General features: G+C 72.9%; 15 protein-coding genes. 8 read left to right on the forward strand and 7 right to left on the reverse strand.

Going from position 1 to position 19,612, the window contains the following annotated elements:
- Window positions 1-37 precede the first annotated feature (37 nt).
- Window positions 38-868: a hypothetical protein gene (locus tag ACIBSV_RS21330; protein ID WP_395865213.1), complete on the forward strand. Its 831-nt coding sequence runs from the start codon at window positions 38-40 to the stop codon at window positions 866-868.
- A 177-nt stretch (window positions 869-1,045) separates the two neighbouring features.
- On the opposite strand, the gene ACIBSV_RS21335 is transcribed toward ACIBSV_RS21330, so the two are convergent.
- Genes ACIBSV_RS21335 through ACIBSV_RS21345 form a run of 3 tightly spaced genes read right to left on the reverse strand, consistent with a single transcriptional unit; the run spans window position 1,046 to window position 2,020 of the window.
- Entirely contained in the window at window positions 1,046-1,192 is a 147-nt protein-coding gene (locus tag ACIBSV_RS21335; RefSeq protein ID WP_395865215.1) for a hypothetical protein, read from the reverse strand.
- 31 nt (window positions 1,193-1,223) lie between these two features.
- Window positions 1,224-1,577 (reverse strand): ArsR/SmtB family transcription factor, encoded by a 354-nt coding sequence (locus tag ACIBSV_RS21340; RefSeq protein ID WP_395865217.1) that lies wholly within the window; start codon window positions 1,575-1,577, stop codon window positions 1,224-1,226.
- Window positions 1,574-2,020, reverse strand: coding sequence for an SRPBCC domain-containing protein (locus tag ACIBSV_RS21345; RefSeq protein ID WP_395865219.1), 447 nt, complete (start codon window positions 2,018-2,020; stop codon window positions 1,574-1,576). The genes ACIBSV_RS21340 and ACIBSV_RS21345 overlap by 4 nt, the downstream gene beginning before the upstream one ends.
- A 465-nt stretch (window positions 2,021-2,485) precedes the next feature.
- Between ACIBSV_RS21345 and ACIBSV_RS21350 the strand changes: the two genes are divergently transcribed.
- The 3 genes from ACIBSV_RS21350 (at window position 2,486) to ACIBSV_RS21360 (ending at window position 7,318) form a co-directional block, all read left to right on the forward strand.
- Window positions 2,486-5,416, forward strand: coding sequence for an AAA family ATPase (locus tag ACIBSV_RS21350; protein ID WP_395865221.1), 2,931 nt, complete (start codon window positions 2,486-2,488; stop codon window positions 5,414-5,416).
- Between the two features lie 295 nt (window positions 5,417-5,711).
- Window positions 5,712-6,389 (forward strand): papain-like cysteine protease family protein, encoded by a 678-nt coding sequence (locus ACIBSV_RS21355; RefSeq protein WP_395865223.1) that lies wholly within the window; start codon window positions 5,712-5,714, stop codon window positions 6,387-6,389.
- Between the two features lie 5 nt (window positions 6,390-6,394).
- Window positions 6,395-7,318, forward strand: coding sequence for a hypothetical protein (locus ACIBSV_RS21360; RefSeq protein ID WP_395865225.1), 924 nt, complete (start codon window positions 6,395-6,397; stop codon window positions 7,316-7,318).
- A 124-nt stretch (window positions 7,319-7,442) separates the two neighbouring features.
- Here the strand turns inward: ACIBSV_RS21360 and ACIBSV_RS21365 are convergent, their stop codons facing one another.
- Window positions 7,443-8,399 (reverse strand): hypothetical protein, encoded by a 957-nt coding sequence (locus ACIBSV_RS21365; protein ID WP_395865227.1) that lies wholly within the window; start codon window positions 8,397-8,399, stop codon window positions 7,443-7,445.
- 209 nt (window positions 8,400-8,608) lie between these two features.
- Window positions 8,609-9,196 carry a restriction endonuclease gene (locus tag ACIBSV_RS21370; protein WP_331771694.1) on the reverse strand — a complete coding sequence of 196 codons (588 nt, stop codon included), beginning with the start codon at window positions 9,194-9,196 and terminating at the stop codon, window positions 8,609-8,611.
- 624 nt (window positions 9,197-9,820) lie between these two features.
- Here ACIBSV_RS21370 and ACIBSV_RS21375 point away from each other — a divergent pair.
- The gene (locus ACIBSV_RS21375; protein WP_395865230.1) at window positions 9,821-11,527 is read left to right on the forward strand and encodes a SpoIIE family protein phosphatase; all 1,707 of its coding nucleotides are present in this window, start codon (window positions 9,821-9,823) and stop codon (window positions 11,525-11,527) included.
- A 59-nt stretch (window positions 11,528-11,586) separates the two neighbouring features.
- On the opposite strand, the gene ACIBSV_RS21380 is transcribed toward ACIBSV_RS21375, so the two are convergent.
- A complete protein-coding gene (locus tag ACIBSV_RS21380; RefSeq protein ID WP_395865232.1) occupies window positions 11,587-13,062 on the reverse strand; it encodes a serine hydrolase domain-containing protein in 1,476 nt (491 codons plus the stop codon).
- A 214-nt stretch (window positions 13,063-13,276) separates the two neighbouring features.
- Here ACIBSV_RS21380 and ACIBSV_RS21385 point away from each other — a divergent pair, with 214 nt between their 5' ends.
- A complete protein-coding gene (locus ACIBSV_RS21385; RefSeq protein ID WP_395865234.1) occupies window positions 13,277-14,122 on the forward strand; it encodes a M55 family metallopeptidase in 846 nt (281 codons plus the stop codon).
- A gap of 63 nt (window positions 14,123-14,185) precedes the next feature.
- Here ACIBSV_RS21385 and ACIBSV_RS21390 read toward each other — a convergent pair whose 3' ends face one another.
- Window positions 14,186-15,733: a M4 family metallopeptidase gene (locus tag ACIBSV_RS21390; RefSeq protein WP_395865236.1), complete on the reverse strand. Its 1,548-nt coding sequence runs from the start codon at window positions 15,731-15,733 to the stop codon at window positions 14,186-14,188.
- 411 nt (window positions 15,734-16,144) lie between these two features.
- Between ACIBSV_RS21390 and ACIBSV_RS21395 the strand changes: the two genes are divergently transcribed.
- Both ACIBSV_RS21395 and ACIBSV_RS21400 read left to right on the forward strand, forming a co-directional pair.
- The gene (locus ACIBSV_RS21395; RefSeq protein WP_395865238.1) at window positions 16,145-17,020 is read left to right on the forward strand and encodes an ABC transporter ATP-binding protein; all 876 of its coding nucleotides are present in this window, start codon (window positions 16,145-16,147) and stop codon (window positions 17,018-17,020) included.
- Window positions 17,017-19,587, forward strand: a complete 2,571-nt coding sequence (locus tag ACIBSV_RS21400; RefSeq protein WP_395865240.1) for an ABC transporter permease — start codon at window positions 17,017-17,019, stop codon at window positions 19,585-19,587. The genes ACIBSV_RS21395 and ACIBSV_RS21400 overlap by 4 nt, the downstream gene beginning before the upstream one ends.
- The last annotated feature ends 25 nt before the right edge of the window (window positions 19,588-19,612 follow it).

Below are 19,612 nucleotides of genomic sequence, written 5' to 3' on the forward strand. Positions count from 1 at the left end.
CACCGAATCCGGGGGGAACACGGTGCGAAACTCCGTCATGTCCAGGCACGCGGTCCGTCGATACGTACGCCGGGCGGCGCTGCCGCTGTCCACGCTCGTCTTGGTCGCGGGCCTCGGCGCCTGCGAGTTCGGATCCGACGACGCCAAGACGGCCGAGCCGAAAGCCGCTTCGACCCAGCCGGGCAAGCCCGGCGACGCCACACCGGGTGCCGGCGGCTCAGCGGATCCCAAGCCGGTCGACGACAAGTCCGTCGCCCCGAAGCCCCCGCGGACCGGGCCACCAGCGGGCAACACCCCGGCGACCAAGGCCCAACTGGTGGCCGCGCTCCTCGACGCCCAGGAACTCCCGGCGGGAATGAGCGTCAAGGGCACGGCCGAGCCGCAGAACCGCGACGTGCCGACCGTCTCGGACCCCAAGTGCCAACCGCTGCTGGGTCAGGGAAGGACCAGCGTCGCCACGATCGAACGCAAGCTCATCGGTGGCACCGGGCCACGGGGAGTCGTGCAACCCGACACCGACATCGTGCTGAGCAGCTACCCGAACGAGCAGCTCGACCGCCAGTGGTCGACCTACCTCACCGCCGCGAAGACCTGTAAGCGGTTCACCTTCCAGGTCGACGGCGGCACGGCCGAGTACTCGGTGCTCGGTGTGCGGCCGGACGCCTACGGCCCCGGCAGCATCGAGATCTCCTCGATGTTGCGGCTCGGGCCGGACGCCGCGCCGATGACCCAGGCCGTCGCCCGGGTCGGCACCACCGTGGTGCAGCTGCGCGCGACCGGCGAGGACAACACCACCACCGTGCCGGCGTTCGCCGACCACCTCGTCCAGGGCCAGATCGACAAGGTCCGGTCCGAACTCCGCGGCTGAACCGCCGCGGCCACACCGTACGACCACCTCCCGCGTCACCGTGGCCCGCACGGCCCTCGCGCGGGAGGTGGTCGTTACGCGCGCACGTCCGACGACGGCACATTCTTCGAGCGGCACGGATTCGCGGTTCACCGTCAGCCTCGACGGCGAACAGGAGATGCACAACCTGCTGCGGCCCTACCGAAGCGGGCGGGGCAGCTTCGCGAAGGTGCTCGCCAATGTGACGCCGCTGCCGGCCACACAACGCGCGATGCAGGTGTCCGCACGGGTGACCGTCACCCCGAACAACTCGGCGGTGGCCTTGTCCGCCCCCGTGGTGGACAAGGCCGCCGCCGACGTCGCGTGCGTGGACGGGCTATCCCTCGTCCCGTTCCGCCGCCTCGGCGATCCGCTTGATGGTCGCCAGGCGCAGATCCCAGTCGGCCGCGAGCGAGGCCATCCAGCGCGCCGTCGCGTCCAACGCCTCGGGCCGCACCGTGTACCGCACCTCGCGGCCCACTCGGCCGCCGGAGACCAGCCCGGCCGCGTCCAGCACGGCCAGGTGCTTGACCACCGCCTGCCGCGAGACGGGCAGTCGTTCGGCGAGCGTGGTCGCGGTGGCCTCACCCCGCGCCGCAAGCAGGTCGAGCAACAGGCGGCGCGTCGGGTCGGCCAGCGCGACCAGTACGCCGTCCACCGCCCGGTCGCCGCCGTGGCGTTCCTCGGTCACGCGGATGGCTGTTCGGCGCGCGACTTGAGGGCGTCGAGTTCCTGGGGCCAGCCGCCGCTGTTGTCCCGCAGCGCCTTGCCCCGCAGTTCCTCGGAACCACCCAGCGACGCGAACCCGCTCTCGACCACGCGCAGCCGCGTCTTGTCGCCCTCCGTGCTCAGCGTGAACTCCACGAGGGTGCTGTTGTCCTCGCGCAGTTCCTCGCCGGGGAAGGCACTGGCCCACCGGTACGCCAGATAGGTCGGCGGCCGGACCTTCTCCACCCGTACCGGGAAGTCGCCGTACTCGGGGTTCTTCGCCACCAGCGACTCGCCCTCCCTGGCCACGGTCCCGGGCAGACTCGCCTTGTCCGCCACCCAGAACCCGGGCTCGGCAACCAACGCCCAGACCCGCTCCAGGGAAGCCTCGATCAGGGTCTCGCGCTCGATCCGGTCCTCGCTCATGAGGTACTCCTCCATCGTTGATCACCATCATGGAATGCAACCCCAGGGTTGCACATCGTCTCGTGAGGCGCAACCCATGGATTGCACATGCCACGCGCGGCAAAACGATGCCGAAGCGGCATCACGGAAGCGGGATCGCCGGCGCGGGGGCGGCGGGAGGCGGGGCCGGCCGGCGGGGCGGGGCAGCCGGGGCCGGTACGGGCCGGCGGGTGCGTGGCAGCCGACGCGACGACCGGCACGCGCCGGCGGATGCACGGGAGCCGGCACGCGAACCCGCGCGAGCCGGCACGCGCGAACCGGCGCGGTTCGTACCGCCGTTGCCGAACCGATTGGGGTGTCGCATCGAGCCGATCGCGCGAACTCCCGCCTCGCGCTCCACTCGTCGGCCATCGTCGGTGAGCGGTGCGTCGGCCCCGCGTAGACTCGGTGGACCCGCATCCGGATTCGGCATGGGGAGGACGGCTCTTGGCGCACACCGATCCCACGCGGCACGATCTGATGGTGCTGGCCCGCCGCCGACTCACCCAGGGCGGTGTCGTCCTGCACGGGCCGGCCGGCATCGGCAAGACGTTCGTGCTGCGTTCGCTGCTCCCCACCGCCGCCCGCGGCATCCCCATACTCCACACCGAACCGACTTCCGCCGAAGCGGAGTTGGCCTTCTCCTCGCTCGCCGACCTGCTGGATCCGGTCGCGGACGAGGTGATCGAGGCGTTGCCCTGCCCGCAACGATCCGCGATTCGCGTCGTGTTGTGCCGCGAACCGCCCGGACCCGACGGCCCCGACCCGCTCGCGCTGCGGCGGGGCGTGCTCACCGTGTTGCGCGCGTTGTCCGCCGCCACTCCGGTGCACGTCGCGATCGACGGTGCGCAGTGGATGGACGCGGCCGGCGCCGAAGTGCTCGCGTTCGCCGCCCGACGCCTGGATCCGACCCGGGTACGCGTGATCGTCGCCGAGACCACCGACCCACCCGCCGGCCCGATCCACGGGACGCGGTTCTGTCCCGGCACACCCTCCGAACTCGAACTCCCGCCGCTCGGCCTGTCGGAGACCCGCGACCTCCTGGACCACCACGACCTCGACCACGACCTCGACCCGGATCGACTCCCCGACCGGTCCCTGCCGCACTGGCTGAGCAGGCAGGTGTACGAGGCGAGCGCCGGCAACCCGATGTACGCGCTCGAACTCGCCGGATCAGTACGCAGGTCGGCCCGATTGCCGGACCGCGACCAGCCGTTGCCGGTGCCCGACCGGCTGCGCCGGCTGCTGATCGCCCGGCTGGAGGGTCTGGCTCCCGAGGCCCGCCGGCTGCTCCTGCTGGCAGGCGCCGCCGCCCGCCCCACGGTCGGGCTGCTGCGCACCGCAGTCGGGCTCTCCTACGACTCCCGCGACGCGCGGGTCGCCGCCGCGGATCGGGCGGGCGAGGACCTGGTCCGGCGTACCCTCGCCGACGCGACCTCCGCCGGCATCCTCGACCCCCACCGGGACGACGGTCGACTCCGGTTCACCCACCCGCTGTTCGCCGCCGCGCTGTACGCGGACGGCTCGCCGGAGCAGCGTCGGGCCGCGCACGCGGCACTCGCCGCGTTGTCGGGTGAGCCGATCGATCGGGCCCGGCACCTGGCGCTGGCCGCGCCCGCGCCGAACGAACGGGTCGCGGCGACCTTGATGTCCGCCGCCGAACAGGCCCGTCGACGCGGTATGTCCGAGGACGCCGCGGCCCTGGCCCGACTGGCCGTCGCCCGAACCCCCGACGAACACGCCGACCGTCGCTGCGAACGTTGCCTCGACGGCGCCGGGCACGCGTACGCGGCGGCCGACTTCGAACTCGCACGCGAACTGGCCCACCAGGTCTTCGCGTCGGGGCCGAGCCCCGGGCAACGCGTACGGGCCTGCATCGTGATCATCAACGCCGCCAACCAGGCCCTGCACGACCTGGACGAGGTGTTCGCCGAGGCTTTCGCCCAGGTCGGCGACGACCCGGGCGGTCGCGCTCGACTGCACTACCTGCGCGCCTGCAAGGCGCACATCAGCGACGGTGACTCGGCGATCGCGTGGGCGGAGGCGGCCCGTGCCGCCGCGATCGCCCGGCAGGCCGACGATCGCGGCACCGAGCAGGTGGCGCTGGCGCTCCAGGCGTTCGTGGGCACCCTCCAGGGCCGCCCGGACGCGTGCGTGCCGCTCGCCCGCGCGCTGGCCCGCCCGCAGGACGCGGGGCCCACCGGTCGACACGCCGGACCCCGGGGGGTCAAGGCCCGGCTCGACTTCTTCGCCGACCGCCTCGTCGACGCCGGTGCCGAGCTCGACCGGATGTTGCGTCGGGCCGAGGAGTCCGACGACGCGGAGGAGCGACTGTTCGGCCTGTGCGGCAAGGTGGACGTCGACGTCCGGGCGGGGCGATGCGCGGAGGCGATGACGGTCGCGCACGAGGCATTGCGCCTGGGCCGCGACATCGGCGCCCATCTCGGGCTGGCCTACTACTCGGCGGCGGTCGCGGAGGCCGCGGGCGGGGATCTCGCACGCGCGGCGGCGCTGGCGCGCGAGGGGGTGCGCGCCGCACGGGCCGACCGGGACCTGGTGTACCTGCCGCTCGCGTTGTGCGTCCTGGGACAGGCCCAGGGGCGCCTGCGGGATCCGGTGGGCGCGGTGGGCTGTCTGAGTCGGGCCCGGGCGATCGCCGCCCGGCGCGGGATCGTCGATCCGGCGGCGATCCCGTGGTCGGCCGACCTGGCCGAGGCGCTCGTCGCGGTGGGCGATCACGACCAGGCGCGCGCGATCGTGGCCGAAGTCCGGGACACGGCGGGCCGGTTGGGGCGGTCCGGTGTGCTCGCGTCGTTGGCCCGGGCACACGCGCTGGTCCGGGGCGAGTCCGGGGACCTGGCGGGCGCGGCCACGAGCCTGCGCGAGAGTGCCGCGCGACATCTGGAGCTCGGTCTGCCGATCGAACATGGCCGCGACCTGCTGGCGCTGGGCTCGGTGGAACTGCGGCGGCGTCATCCGGCCGCCGCGCTGGCGTCCTGGCGCGCCGCGGAGTCCACCTTCGACAAGACGGCGGCCCGCCCCTGGCTCGAGCAGACCCGCGTCGAACTCGCCCGGCTCACCAGCGTGGACGATCCGGAGTCGGCAGACGGCCCGCTCCGCACACCGTCGCGGGCACTGACCGCCGCCGAGCACCGCGTCGCGGAGTTGGTCGGCGACGGTGCGACCAACCGCGAGATCGCCGGCCGCCTGTTCCTGTCCGCCAAGACGGTCGAGTCGACACTGACCCGGGTGTACCGCAAACTCGGCATCCGCTCCCGCGCGGAACTGATCAGGCTCTCCCTCGACCCCTCCGAGGAGCCGGACTCGACCGGCCGGGGCACCCCGAAGCGTCTGCCCGCACTGCGCGTCACGCCCTGAGTCAACCCGGCGGGGGCGACCGCCGAGGGGGACACGGGGGAACCCCCTGCTTTCGGGTCGGGGGTTCCGGGCCGCACCCGCGGTGGATCAGCGTTGCAGGTGTTCCTCCTCCGCCGACCGGTGAGGGTCTTCCTCGACATCCCGGACGTCGGTGCGTGCGCCCGCCATGTCGCCCGCTCCGCCGTCCCGGTTGTCCGACACCGCGTGTCCCGTTCCACTCGCGGTGTGCCCTCGCCGGTCGCGTCCCCCTCGATCTCCGCCCGGTGTCCCGCATGCCGGGCGAGAAGGAGACCCGATGATTCCGCGGAATCGCGGTACGTCCCGGAGCACCGAGGCCGTACCCGCCTCCCCACCTCGGCGTTGGCGGGCCGTCTGCGCGACCCTGACCGCCGCGGTGTGCCTCGCGGCGCCGGCCGGTACCGCGTCGGCGACCCCCGCGAAGCCCTCCGTCGCCGCGCCCCTGAGCGCCCCGGCGGACTCGAACACCGCCTACGGCTCCGCACAGTTGCCCTTCACCGAGCTGACCCAGGTACAGAACCAGTGGTGCTGGGCCGCCACCGGCCTGTCCGTGGCGCGCTACCTCGGTCGCGGCCGGAGCACCAGTCAGAACAACTTCTGCGACTACGCCCGAGGGTTGCCCGCCGGCTACCCGTGTCCCAACCGGCCCGCCGAACTCACCGACATCCAAAGGGCCTGGGTCGCCCTGGGGATGAGCCGCGGTCGGCTCGCCGGGACGTTGCCCCTGGCCACGGTGGCCTCCTCGATCGACGCCGACTCGCCGATCGTGGTCGGCATCTACTGGACCTCGGGCGGCGGGCACGCCAACGTCCTGTACGGCTACGACACCGACAACGGGACGGTCATGTACGCGGACCCGTGGCCGAGCAGCCCGCGCTACGGCGAGATGGACTACGACTCATATGTCAGCAACTACCAGTTCCGGTGGGCCGAGTCCGTGTACGGAGAGGCGTGAGCGCGATGACCGAAGACAACCGCCGTGCGCACGACGCGAGTTCCGTTCTCGGCTCTTCTCCCGTGCGCTCCCGCACGCGCCGTCGCGGTGGCGCGCTCGCCGCCGTCGGCATCGGCACGGTGCTATTCCTGACCCCGATCGTGGGCAGTGCGTCGGCCGCCGACGGCGGCGCACCGGTCGTCGCCGACGCACCGACCGACGCCGACCGAGGGCTGGCCCAGCAGACGTTGGGCACACCGGCGACCACGAACCGGCTGGCCGCGTTCTTCGTCCACCTCGACCAGCGCACCGCGGCCCCCTCGGGCGGGGTGGTGCAGTCGAGGGTCGCCCCGGAGGCCGCCGCCGCGCAGGCCCCGCGCCTCGTCGGCGACCCGGTCGCGGTGTACTCGCTCAGCGCGGACTTCGTCCGGGGGAAGACGTCGGCCCCGGTGGCCGACTTCGCCTATCTGGCGACCGAGGCCCGCTCGGCCGCCGGAGTCGAGGCGACGGTGTGGACGGTCCGCGATCGCGCCACGCACGAGTGGCGGGTGGGCAACGTGCTCTCCGGCACCGACGAGATCGGCTACTCCCGCCGGGCGGGCGGAGACACGGTGTTCACCGAACCCCAGATCGCCGCGTGGTACCACGTGCGCGACGGCCGCGTGTTGCCCCTGAACCCGGCCGCGCGGGACTCGGTCGGCGAGAGCGGCGTCACCGTGGCCGCCTACCGCCGACTCGTGCACGACCGGTACGCGGACAAGCTCCCCGGGTCGGACTACCAGCGGTCCGGCAAGATCGGCGGCTTCACCTCGAACCCCGCCTCGGCTCCGGCCGCTCACGAGGACGGCTACTCCGCCTCGGACCTCGCCCTCCCGGTAGGCGCCGCCGGCGTACTCGTCCTCGGCGTCGGCACTTTCGTGATCCGTCGCCGCCGCCCGGCGACCGCCTGACCAACCCCTCGCACTCCGCCGAGTGCACCGACCGCCGTCCCGCGATCGCGGGGCGGCGGTCGACGACCGTCCCCGTCGGGCACGCATCACCTCCGGACCGGGCAAACCCCAGATCCCCGCCGCCTCAACCGCGTGGGCGCGCGCGCATCGCGCGGGCGTGGGCCTGTTCGAAGTAGACGCGGCCTCCGCCGTAGGACCATGGCAGGTGGGAGCCCTGATGGGCGGTTGCCTCGAAGCGCACGCCCAGTTCGGCCCAGCGTTGGGCCTTGTCCAGGGCGTAGGCGAGCGCGCTGTGGTCGGACAGGGCGCTCGGATGGCGCGGCGCGGCGTCGACGGGGTAGCGGTCCAACGCCGTGTCCAGGTCCGTCTGCTGTGCGGCGGCCAGCCAGAAGGCGGTGTCCTCGGTGTCGCCGTTCCAATTCATCCGCAGCGCGTACTCGATGTGCGCCTCGACGACCAACACCACCAGCGGTGAGCCGTCCGGCGCCTCGGCCGCGGCCTTGCGGGCGAAGGCGTACATGTCGTCGTGCGATCCGTGCCATTTCTCGCACAGGTACTGCAATGCCGCGTCGTGCCCCGCGCGGTGTTGCGGGTCGCGCTCGCACAACGCCTGCCAGCGGGCCTCGAACACGTCCCGGGGAACGCCGAGTCCACGGCACACGCGCAGCCAGGACACCCATGGGGTGGGATCGTCCCGGGCGGCCTCGGTCGCGAGCAGGCACGCGTGGTCCGCCTCGACCAGCAATTCCCGGAAGTCGGCGAACCGTTGGCCACTGGTGAGACTGGCTCGCGCCGCGCCGCGTGCGTCCCAGGCCGTGCGCACCATCGCCGCGGCCGTGACCACCAGCGGGTCCGCCGACTCGGGTTGCTCGGCCCGCCACGTCCGCAGCCACTCGGGCCGCGCGGCGGCGACCTCGCCCAGTGCGGTCACCGCGACCGCGCGCCGAGCCCAGTCCGGTCCTATTCGACTCAGCAATTCCGCCGCGGGTGCGAAGTCACCGCCGAGGGTGAGGTTTTGCCCGATCTCGCGAATCTCGACGTCGTCGAGCGCGGCATCGGTCACGAGCACGGGCGTGGGCAAGCGCGAAGACGTGAAACGACCCCAAAGCGACATGGTCCACGATCCTAGGGCCTGGCCTTCGCCCCGTCCCGGGTCCCCGGGTGAGCACCCGCCGAGGCGTCGGCGGGTCGACCGGCGCGTCGAGTCGGTCGAATCCCTCGGCCCGACTCGCACTGCCGTCCGCCGCCCGGCCCGCGCTCGCCGTCCGCCGCGTGGTCGGGCGATCCGCGTTATTGCTTCGAGGGGCGGCGCGGTCGTGCGCGGCCGGAACGTTTGATGTCCAGGGCCAGGAAGGAACTCAACGGCGTGCCGTTCTGCCAGAACCCCAGCAGGTCGCGGTCGATCAGGGTCAGCGCGTGCTTCGCGGCGAACTCGCGGGCCGGCGTGGTGAACACGGTCGCGGTCACGATCACCGGCACGTCCGCGCCGTGTTCGAGGCGGGCGGTGCCGTTGAAGCGCTGCACGTCGCCGCTGCCGACCGATCGATGCGTCGCGTACCGCTTGCACTGGATCACCAGGCGGCGGCCGTCCGGCAGTCGGCCCACCACATCGGCGCCCAAATCCCCGCCGCCGCCCACCCGGGCCACCTCGGTACAACCGTCGCGCCGACACAGGGCCGCGACGTGGTCCTCGAACCCGGTCCCGCTCATCGCGTCCACCGACGTCAACGACCTCTCCCGGTCCAGCCTTTGCTCGTCGGCCACCCGCGCCCGTTCGCCGTCGCGCTCGCGGCGTCCGGCCTTGACCACCGCGGCCGCCACCACGCCCAGCGCCACCACCGACAACACGAGCGCCGCCACGATCAGCCCCGTACCCACCCCGTCACCCCCGTCCGCCCGGCCGCCACGCCCGAACCGTTCCCCACCCCGTGCCGTGCCATCGATTCCCTTCCGTGAGGGCCCGACCCGAACGGACCATCCGGCCAGTGTGGGAAACCCGCTCCGGGCCCGGCAACCCGAACACCGATTCCGACCCGAAATCGCCCCTGGAACGCACCGACCGGCCACCGCCGCAGAGCCTCTTGGTGACTCGAACTCGCCCATACTGCCGTTGTGTTACCCGATCGGCCGACACGTTTCGGCGAGCCGACCACCGGCTTCGCGGCGCGCGCGAGGGCCCGAGCGGTCGCATCCGCCACGCCCCGACGCGCCGGGCTCGACACCTCGACGGCCCCCGCGCCCAGCCCGATGGGCCGGATCCGGAGCGGCCGGTGATCGCCGCGCAGGTCACGGAACGACTCGACCGCGCCCTCGACCTCGATCGATTCCATGCAATCGCAAGTCGGCGCGGGTACAGTCGCAACCCACGCGTCGGCCGACCGAATCACTTGTGGGGTGGGTTCGGGGGTACGACGGGCGGCAGAGTCGCATGCGACGATCCGGTGCCGACGGAAAGAGGTGCGGGTGAGCGGGAGAGTGGATGGCGGACGCGGCCGGAGACACGTGCGTCGACGCAGCGCGGCGCCGGCCGCGGGCACTCGCACCCGCGCCACCCGCGATCAGCTCAACTGGCTCAACGAGGCGGGACTGCGGATCGGCACCACGCTGGATCTGAAGACCACCGCACAGGAGTTCGCCGACTTCGCCGTCCCCCGATTGGCCGATGGTGCCGCGGTGGATCTGCTGGAATCGGTGATCCAGGGTGAGGAGGGACACCGCCCCAGCGGCCGAGGCCGACCGGTCCGGCGGGCGATGGCCGTGGCGGCGATAGACCGAGTCGCCGATCTGGAACCCGACGAGGTGGGCGAGTTGTCCACGTCCTCCCCGGACCGGGACTCGCGCTTCACCCGAGCCCTGGCCGACGGCCGGCCGCTGCTGATCTCCAGCTTCGGGCCGGACGACTACGAGGAATTGGCGCCCACCCCCAGCGCCGCCGCCAAGCTGCGCCAGGCGGGCGTGCACACCTACATGATGGTGCCGCTGATCGCCCGCGGCGTGCTCCTGGGCTCCGCCGACTTCATCCGCGCGGGCGGCCGGCCCGGCTTCTCCGAGGCCGACCTCGCGCTGGCCCTGCAACTCGCCTCCAAGGCCGCGGTGGACGTGGACAACGCGCGGCTGTACAGCCGCGAGCGCGAGCACGTGGCCCGACTCCAGCGCAACCTGCTCCCCCGGGTCACCCCGCGCACCCCCGGTCTGGCGGCGTCCTCCCGGTACATCCCGACCGCCGACCCGCTCGGCGTCGGCGGCGACTGGTACGACGTGGCCCCGCTGCCGGGCGGGCGCACCGCCCTCGTGGTCGGCGACGTGATGAGCCACGGCCTGTCCGCCGCAGCCACCACCGGCGTGCTGCGCGCCGTCGCCCGCACCCTGATGGCCCTGGACCTGACGCCGGAGCGCATGCTCGCCCGGCTGGACCTGGCCGCCCGCGACCTGGAGGACGACCAGGTCGCCACCTGCCTGTGTGCCGTCTACGATCCGGCCGAGTCGACCTACACCCTGGTCAGCGCCGGCCACCCGCCACCCCTGCTGGTCGCCCCGGACGGCAAGGCGTCCTTCGTGGACGTGCCGATCGGCGCGCCGATCGGCTCCGGGGTGATCCCGTACGACCCGCTGCGGCTGACCGTCCCGCCGGGCAGTCGGCTCGTGCTCTACACCGACGGGCTGGTCAAGTCGCGCACCGAGGACATCGACGTACAACTGGCCCGGCTGCGGACCCGGGCCGCCTCGATGAGCCCTACCGAACTGGACTCGGGCGCGCTCGGCGACCTCGTCACCGGCGGCGGCGCCCGCTTCGACGAGGCCGTCGTCCTCGTCGCGGCGACCCAACCACCGCTCCTGGGCACGGACTTGTACACGTGGGACCTGCCCGGCAACGGCTCGGCCGCGGGTGTGGCCCGCAAGCTGGTCCGGGAGCGGCTCGCGGCCTGGCAACTCGAGGACCTCTCGGACGTCACCGAGCTGGTGGTCAGCGAGCTGGTCGGGAACGCCCTGCGCTACGGGATCGCCCCGGGCCAACTACGCCTGCTGCGCCACGACCGGCTGGTGGTGGAGGTGTCCGACACCGGGCCCGACCTCCCGCAGATCCAGCACTCCTCGCTCAGCGACGAGGGCGGCCGCGGCCTGCAACTGATCAACATGCTCTGCCGAGGCTGGGGTTCGTGCCGGACCCCGGAGGGCAAGATCGTCTGGGCCGAGCAGGACATCCCGTAAGCGTCTCGACCGTCGGCGCACCGCCGACGGTCGAGATCCACGTCGTTTCCGCAGCACGATCAGGCGGAGGCGGCGGCCCCCCGCTCGGCGTCGGTGCCCCGGACCCGGCGCATTGCCCGGCCCACGTGCAGGAACTCGGCCTGTGCACCGTCCCCGAGGAAGACGTACATCGGGTGCCGGCCGCCTTCGCGCTCGGCCGTGATCAGGGTGCGCGCGTCCGCGGCCACCACTCGCGAGGTACCGGAACCCTCGCCGACGATCTCGGCGATGGGCCCGTGCACGCGCGAGGTCACGGTCAGGCCGTCCTCGGTCTCGGCGACGTCGACGATCAGCGCGGGCGACGCGTAGGTGCCGACGACGTAGTCGGCGTCGATCGAGACCGGTTCGGCGGGCGGCGCCGGCAGGTCCGGCACCTCGACGCCGCCGAGCGAACCGAGCAGTTCGCGGACCAGGTCGTAGGCGAGATACAGGGCACCGCCGTTGGTCAGCAGCGCGATGGAGAACTCGCGCGAGGGCACCACCCGCAACATCGCGCTGTGGCCGATCGTGCCGCCGTCGTGGCCGATGACCGCCTCGCCCGGCCAGTCGTACAGATTCCAGCCCAGCCCCCACGACCTGCCGAGCCGGCCGTCGCCGATGATCTCGACCTGCGGCTCGCGCATCGCCAGCGCGGACGCCTCCGAGAGCAGGCGCGTCCCGTCCGGGAGCAGTCCTCGGCGGACGTGCGCGGCGGCGAATTCCAACAGGTCGCTCGCGCTCATCGCGAGCATGCCCCCGGAGGGGCCGCCGGCGCGGGACATGTGGTGGATCGGCGCCTTGACCGGGCCGTCTGCTCCACCCAGGTGGCCGATCGCGGTACGGTGCAGGATCGATTCGGCCGCGTCGTTGGCCACGTGGGTGAGTCCCAGCGGTGCCACGATGCGTTCGCGCAGCGCCGTCTCCCAGGTCCGGCCCGTCAGCACCTCGACGACCCGACCGAGCAGGTCGAAACCGCTGTTGCAGTAGGAGAAGGTCGAACCCGGCGGGAACAACTGTTCGCCCCGGGTCGCCAGGCCGGCGGTCATCAGCTCGAGCGCGTCGTGTCCGGGACCGAAGTCGTCGTACAGCTCGCCCTCGAAACCGCCGGTGTGGCACAGGAGATGACGAATCGTCACCAGAGCACTCGCGTCCTCGTCGACCAGGCGCAGGTCGGGGAGGTAGGTGCGGACGGGTGCGTCCAGGTCGATCAGGCCCTCGTCGACGAGCTGCATCACCAGGGTCGTGGTCCACACCTTGGTGATCGAGCCGACCTGGAACAGCGAGTCGGTGGTCGCGGGGTGGTCGAACTCGGTGTCGAGCACGCCCACCGCCGCCGCGACGGTCCGATCGCCCACCCGAACGGCGATGCTCGCACCCGGAATTCCCGCCTGCTCGGCGAGTTCCGCGAGACGGGCCTCGAGGTATTCGGGGGTCGGCATGGACTCGGCCGGGCTCGGTACGTCCGACCGGCCGGACGCCGGGGTCGCGGCGGCCTGCGGCGGGATGGATCGTGCCATGAACGGGCACCTCCTCGAAGAGCGGCGGGTGTACCGCGGTGGTCGATCACGGTAGGCAGCGGCCCGGACCCCTGACTCGTCGTCGTCGACGAAGAACCGTCGCCGGCCCTGTCCGAATCGCCAACGACCGGCGAGGGGACCGTGCGTGATGCTCGGCAGGGCATCGCACGCCGCGCGGGAGCGGCCGAACAGGGCGACGAACGGGAGCACACCCATGGACGTATACATCTCGATCGACTTGGAAGGTGTGGCGGGCATCGCCACCATCGACCAGATCGTGCCCGGAGGCGGCGGCTACGCCAACGCGCAGGAGATGATGACCGGCGAGGCCAACGCGGCCATCGAAGGCGCGTTCGCGGCGGGTGCGGACAACGTCCTGATCAACGACAGCCACGGCACCATGGACAACCTGCTCGCGCGCAGCCTGGACCGGCGCGCACGGGTGATCCAAGGCAGCCCCAAGGCGCAGTGCATGGCGCACGGGCTCGGCCCGAACCACGGCGTCGCGCTGTTCGTCGGCTACCATGCGGCGGCGGCCACCCCGGGCGTGCTCGCGCACACCTTCTCGTCCGACTTCGCGACCGTACGGCTCAACGGCAGCCCCGTCACCGAGGCCGAGGTCAACGGGCTGCTCGCGGCCCAGCACGGGGTCCCGGTGGGGCTGGTCACCGGCGACAACGAGGTCTGCGCCGCGACGGCCGCGGCGTTTCCGGGCGTGATCACGGTCCCGGTCAAGACGGCCGAGGGCATCACCGCGGCGAACAGCGTGCACCCCTCCGTGGCCCAGGACCTGATCCGGGCCGGCGCGGCGGCGGCCGTGGAGAAGGCCGGGAACCTGGAGCCGTTGCCGCTGCCGGAGACGTTCGTCTTCGAGGTCGGCTTCCAGATCCCGCTGGCCGCCGAGGTCGCGGCGGCGGTGCCGGGCGCGGAGCGGGTGGACCAGCTCACCGTGCGCTGCGAGGTGGCCGACCCGGGGCGGGTCGTGGACCTGGTCCAGATCTGGTACACCATCGCCGCGCACTCGGCCCGCTCGCGCCTGCCGATGCTGAGCCGCCGCTGACCCGGGACGCCCGCCGGGCAACCGGTAGCCGGGTAGCCGGCGGGCGTCGGTCGGTTCAGGGGTTCAGGGGCAGACCGGCTCGCCCGCCGCGGGTGGCACGGCGACCGCCTCCCAGGCGGCCTTGGTCTTCTTGAAGACGTCGCAGGTGGGGTCCAGGGCCTTGGCCGCGTACAGGGTCTGGCGGCGTTCCTGGCGGTAGTTGGTGCCGCCGGCGCGGGACATCAGGGCGTAGTAGACGACCTTGGCGGCCGTCTTGATACCCACGCCGGTGACCGGCGTCGGGGTGCAGGTCGGGCTGGTGGGTTTGCCGCCGCCCGGGTTGGAGCCCTCGGCGAGCAGATAGAACCAGTGGTTGAACACGCCCGCCGCCCGGTAGGGGTCCATGCTCGGAATCGCCGAGGTGTAGCAGTTCGCGTCACCGCGGATCGACGGGTTGTACATGAAGCGCAGCGGGCCGCTGCCGAACGGGTTGACCATCTCGCCGATCGTGTAGTCCGGGGTGTCGAACGGCGCCGGCTCGTTGGCGTACGCCTCGGTCAGGGTGCCCATGATGTCCGCGAGTCCCTCGGCCAGGCCCGGTTCGGTGAACGGAAAGCCCGGGGTCATCCGATCGATGGCGTGCCCGTACTCGTGGCCCACCAGATCCATCGCCGACATCCATTGGTTCTGGGTGCTGCGACCGATCACGACCTTGTTTCCGTCCCAGTACAGGTTGTAGTCGTTCAGGCCGACCTGGAGCGGCCAGGCCCCGCCGTTGCCGTTGTGCCCGTTGCGGCCGAGCCAGTTCCGGAACATGTCGAACTGCTTCTGCGCCGCCCACAGGGCGTCCACACACCCGGTCTCGATGGTGGCGGGGTTGCCGTTGCCCCACTCGTCGACGGGCTTGGCGAACACCGCGCCGCCGTATTTCGCGCAGCTCAGATTGGCCCTGATCGGGTCGCGCAGCGTGTACGTACTGCCGGAGCGTGTCGTGTCGATGGTGATCGGGTCCGGGCCGTTCCACTGGCTGTGGCCGATCCCGGCGTGCACCTCGTCGACGGAGTCGAGCACCGTGCCGGACCCGGCGTCGACGAAGACGTGCAACCTGCTCGGCGCGGTGTCGGTCCGGCCGACCACGACGGTCTCCCAGGCCAGGTGCGCCGCGCCCGCGCCCACCCGCACCACCAGGCGGCTCGGGTCGACCCGGTCCACCACCGGCAGTCGGGTGCGCGCGGTGTCCTCGGCCGTCGGCTGGTCGACGCTCGGTGTGGTCGCGACGTCGATGCGCACGTCGTCGGCCGTCTGCACGGCGTGCACCCGCCCCCGACCGTCCGCCAGCACGGCGGCGTCCGCGCCGACCACGGGCAGGCCGCGGTAGGTGCGTGCGTACGAGATCGAGTAGATGTCGCCGACCCAGGGCAGCACCGACCGGCGCAGGTAGTGCCCGCCGGGCGTCCCGGTCGAGGCGCCGGTGTCGGCCATCGCCCGGTCGGCCGCGGCGATCGCCGCGGCCCGGGCGTCGGGGGCGAGAACGGGCCGTGCTCGTTCCGTGGTCGACTGCGCCGTCGTGCCGGCCACCAGGCCGACCATCAGGGCCAGGACCGACCCGAACGTCAACGTGCTGCGATGCATCGAGGCTCCTCGGGTAGAAGGCACGCCCCGACCACGAATCCGACCGCCGTCGCCCCTGCTTCCGCTTCCGCTTCCGCTTCCGCTTCCGCTTCCGCTTCCGGGACGAACGGACCACCCCACGCGCCGGGTTCGTCGCCCGAGCGAGCAAAACGCTCACAGCGTGCCCGAACCACCGTCAACACCCGCCCGACCATCGGCACACTCCGGCAAAGTCCGGCGCCGCGCGTGCCCGGTCCAGGCCGCGCCCGTCCCCACCCGGCGGACTCGCGGGGGGTGTGGTTTTCCGCAGGTGGGGTCGGTGCCGCGCCCCATGGTCCGGGCGTCGGCGATCTTGGAGGCTGCTCCTACCGGTGATTCGAGGCCCGTTCCGACCGGAACGAGGCCCCATCGGGCGAGCGAGGAGGTCGGCGGATGCCGAGGAGCAGGACGCGGACGGCAGCGGTCACCGAGGACGCGCGGGGCACGTCGCCGTTCGCCGCGCGCGCCAGGGGGCTGGTCAAGGAGTACGGGTCGGGCCCGACCCGGGTCGCGGCCCTGGCGGGCGTGGACGTGGATCTCGTCCGCGGCGGCTTCACGGCGATCATGGGGCCGTCCGGCTCCGGCAAGTCGACGCTGATGCAGTGCCTGGCCGGGCTGGACACCGCCACCGAGGGCAGTGTGGCGGTCGGCGGTACCGAGTTGGCCGGGCTCGACGACACCGCCTTGACGCAACTGCGGCGCGACCGACTGGGGTTCGTTTTCCAGGCGTTCAATCTGCTGCCCACCCTGACCGCCCTGGAGAACATCACGCTGCCGGTCGAGATCGCCGGGCGCCGGGTGGACCGGGCCCATCTGGATCGCATCGTCGCGGCCACCGGTCTGACCGGCCGGCTGGCTCATCGACCCGCCGAGCTGTCCGGCGGCCAGCAGCAACGCGTGGCGGTGGCACGAGCGTTGGTGTCCAGGCCGGAGATCGTGTTCGCCGACGAACCGACCGGGAACCTGGACTCCCGGGCCGGGACCGAGGTGCTCGACCTGCTCCGCCGCGGCGTGCGCGAGTGGGGCCAGACCGTACTCATGGTCACCCACGACCCGAACGCGGCGGCCTACGCCGATCGGGTCGTCTTCCTGGCCGACGGCCGGATCGTGGACGACCTGGCCGAACCGACGGCGGACACCGTGTTCGCGCGGATGAGGGGGTTCGACGGCCCCGGGCGAACGTATCGACCCGGGTCCGATCCCGGGCCGGCGCACCCGATGGGCATGCCAGGCACGATCGGGAACGACACGGACGGGGTGCGACGGTGACGCTCACTCGGATCGCGCTGCGCGGAGTCGTGGCGCACAAGGCTCGGATGCTTCTGGCCCTGGTGGCCATCGCGTTGGGTACCGCGTTCGTCGCCGGGACCCTGGTCTTCCGCGACTCGGTCGCGGCCTCCGCGCGCGCGTCCTTCTCGGGGTCTGCGGCGGACGTGACGGTGACGCCCCGTCAGGGCGGCGATCGACAGGACGGCACCGGCCTGCCCGCGACCGTGCCCGGCCCGGTGCTCGACACGGTGGCCCGGACCGAGGGCGTGCGCGCCGCGTACGGTCGGGTGCACGTCCCGGACGTCGTGGTCCTGGACGGCCGGGGCAAACCGCTGAGTACGCGCGGCGGTACCGTCGCCGACTGGCCGACCGATCCCCGGTCCGCGCCGCGCGTGAGCCAAGGACGTGCCCCCGGCGGCCCGGCCGAGGTGGTCGTGGCGGCGAACACCGCCAAGGCGCACGGGATTCGGATCGGCGACCGGCTGCGGATCATGGCGATACCCGGCACCTTCGAGGCGACCGTGGTGGGCCTGGGGCAGGAGCGGGCGGATCGGGCCCGCGAAGCGGACGTGTTCGTGGACTCGGCCACCGCGCAACGCCGACTCCTGGGCGCGACGGCACGATTCACGTCCATCGCGGTCACCGCCGCGCCCGGGGTCGCCGACGCGCGATTGCGGCAGCAGGTGCTGGCCGCGTTGACCGATCCCGCCCCGTTCACCGTGCGCACCCGCGATCAGGAGGCCGCCGCCCGGGGCGACGCCGCCGGCGCCTCGCTGGACGTGGTCACCTACCTGATGCTCGGTTTCGCCGGGATCTCGGTGCTCGTCGGCGTGTTCCTGATCGGCAACACGTTCTCCATGCTGGTCGCCGCGCGCACCCGACAGAGCGGGTTGCTGCGCGCCGTCGGTGCCCGGCGGGGTCAGGTCAACCGGCTGATCCTGGGCGAGGCCGGGTTGTTGGGCGTGGCCGGCTCGACGCTGGGACTGGCCCTGGGCGTCGGACTCGCGACCGGACTGATCCGGGTCGTGGGACAGGTCGGCGACACCCCGGCGGCGAGCGGGCCGACAATGCGCTGGTCGACGCCGGTGGCCGCGTACGCGGTGGGCGTGCTGATCACCCTGGTGGCCGCGTACCTGCCCGCGCGCCGGGCCGGCCGGGTCTCCCCGATGGCGGCGCTGCTGCGCGTGGCCGGACCCGCGACGGGGCGCTCGCTGCGGGTCCGCAACCTGGTGGCGGGCGCCACCGGACTGCTGGGCGCCGGCGCGCTGTTGCTCGCGGTACGCGCCGACGACCTCGCGGCGGCCGGGTCGTTGCTCGCGGTCGGCGTCCTGCTCACCCTCGTCGGTACCGTCGCCGGCGCGCCGATCCTGAGCGTATGGGCCGTCCGCGGCGTGGACCGACTGCTCGCGCGCCGGTCCGGACCGCTCGGTCGGCTCGCGCGCGGCAACGCGATTCGCGACCCGCGGCGTACCGGGGCCACCGCGTCGGCCCTGATGGTGGGCATCGCGCTGGTGAGCTTCCTCTCCCTGGTCGCCGCGTCGCTGGTGACCTCGGTCGACGGCCAACTCGAACGCACCGTGAATGCCGATTACTTCATCCTCTCCTCGCGCCCGATGACCGAACAGGTGGCCCGCGTGGTCCGGGAGACGCCGGGCCTGGACCACGTCACCGCGCAGCAGACCGTGCGCGCCGACCTGATCACCGCGCACGGCACCGACCGCGATCACGATCTGACCGCCACCACCGAGCGGTTCACCGACGACTTCAAGCTGACCTTCACCGCCGGCGACGCCCGCTCGACGCTGGCCCCGGGCGGCGACGGGATCACCGTGCCCCAGGCGTTCGCCGACGAACACCGGCTGCGGCTCGGCGATCCGGTGCGGGTGCGCTTCCACGGCGGCGGCACCGCGCGGCTCACCGTCGGCGGCATCGTCCGCGACGGCGACGTGTTCGCCTCCGGCGCCACCTACATCGGCACCCACGTCGCCCGGGCGAACCTGCCCGCCGATCAAATGCCCCTGGACGACGTGTACTTCGCGACCACCGCGGCGGGAGCGGACCGGGACCTGGTGTACACGGCCCTGGCCGAGCGGCTGGCCGGCTTCCCACAGACCAAGGTGCGCGACCGGGACAGCTACCGCGAGGCGCTGCACGACACGGTCGCCCTCGCCCTGGACCTGGTGTACGCGCTGCTCGCGCTGGCAATCCTGGTGGCCGTACTGGGCGTGGTCAACACACTCGCGCTGTCCGTGGTCGAACGCACCCGGGAGATCGCGCTGTTGCGGGCCCTGGGGCTGACCCGGCGCCGGGTGCGCCGGATGATCCGCACGGAGGCGGTGCTGATCGCCGTGGTCGGCGCGGTACTGGGTCTCCTGCCCGGCCTGGCCTGGGGTGCGGCCACGCAGCGTGTGCTGTCCACGAAGGGCCTCGACACGCTCGCCGTCCCGTGGACCACGTGCGTGGCGGTACTGGTCGGCGCGGTCGTCGTCGGCACCCTCGCCGCGTGGCTCCCGTCCCGCCGAGCGGCCCGGGTCGACCTGCGCGAGGCGATGGCGAGCGGGGGTTGACCGGAAGGCCGACCGGGGTGAGGTC

The organism is Embleya sp. NPDC050154, assembly GCF_044460165.1.
In the GTDB taxonomy this organism is placed as follows: domain Bacteria; phylum Actinomycetota; class Actinomycetes; order Streptomycetales; family Streptomycetaceae; genus Embleya.

Bases quoted from the DNA above. Each gene is read 5' to 3' on its own strand.
- ACIBSV_RS21330 (WP_395865213.1), top strand. From the start codon at position 38: ATGTCCAGGCACGCGGTCCGTCGATACGTACGCCGGGCGGCGCTGCCG.
- ACIBSV_RS21345 (WP_395865219.1), bottom strand. From the start codon at position 2,020: ATGAGCGAGGACCGGATCGAGCGCGAGACCCTGATCGAGGCTTCCCTG.
- ACIBSV_RS21395 (WP_395865238.1), top strand. From the start codon at position 16,145: ATGCCGAGGAGCAGGACGCGGACGGCAGCGGTCACCGAGGACGCGCGG.
- ACIBSV_RS21385 (WP_395865234.1), top strand. From the start codon at position 13,277: ATGGACGTATACATCTCGATCGACTTGGAAGGTGTGGCGGGCATCGCC.
- ACIBSV_RS21390 (WP_395865236.1), bottom strand. From the start codon at position 15,733: ATGCATCGCAGCACGTTGACGTTCGGGTCGGTCCTGGCCCTGATGGTC.
- ACIBSV_RS21380 (WP_395865232.1), bottom strand. From the start codon at position 13,062: ATGGCACGATCCATCCCGCCGCAGGCCGCCGCGACCCCGGCGTCCGGC.
- ACIBSV_RS21360 (WP_395865225.1), top strand. From the start codon at position 6,395: ATGACCGAAGACAACCGCCGTGCGCACGACGCGAGTTCCGTTCTCGGC.
- ACIBSV_RS21355 (WP_395865223.1), top strand. From the start codon at position 5,712: ATGATTCCGCGGAATCGCGGTACGTCCCGGAGCACCGAGGCCGTACCC.